The following is a 321-nucleotide window of genomic DNA, read 5'->3' as shown; positions in this document are numbered from 1 at the left end:
TATCTGCGCGCCGGACGTCTCGAGGAGGCGAAGACAGCCCACCTGCGCAGCTACCGCCTCGCCAAGGACAACCCGGACAACCTGCGCATCGTCGCCAACAACATCGTGTTCGCAGCCGTCACCGGGAACGAGGCACGTGCTCTCGCCCTGGTCGAGAAGCACATCTCCTGGCTCGCGCACGACGGCCTGAACGTCGACGCGCACTTCGCCGCCCTCGCCGCCCTCGCCGTGGCGCTCGACCGGGTCACGGCAGCCGGGCACGGCGACACCCCTGTCCGCGGAGCCGACTCCCCCGCGCTCGTGCCGTTCTTCGGCGAGCAC

General features: G+C 70.4%; 1 pseudogene. It reads left to right on the top strand.

The features are described from left to right. Window positions 1-321, top strand: a pseudogene (locus DSP71_RS23850) (hypothetical protein); the annotation flags it as partial.

The organism is Microbacterium sp. H6 (genome assembly GCF_003314775.1).
Lineage (GTDB): Bacteria > Actinomycetota > Actinomycetes > Actinomycetales > Microbacteriaceae > Microbacterium > Microbacterium oxydans.
Note: the sequence above shows the minus strand (reverse complement) of the source record. Positions and strands in the feature narration are given on the sequence as shown.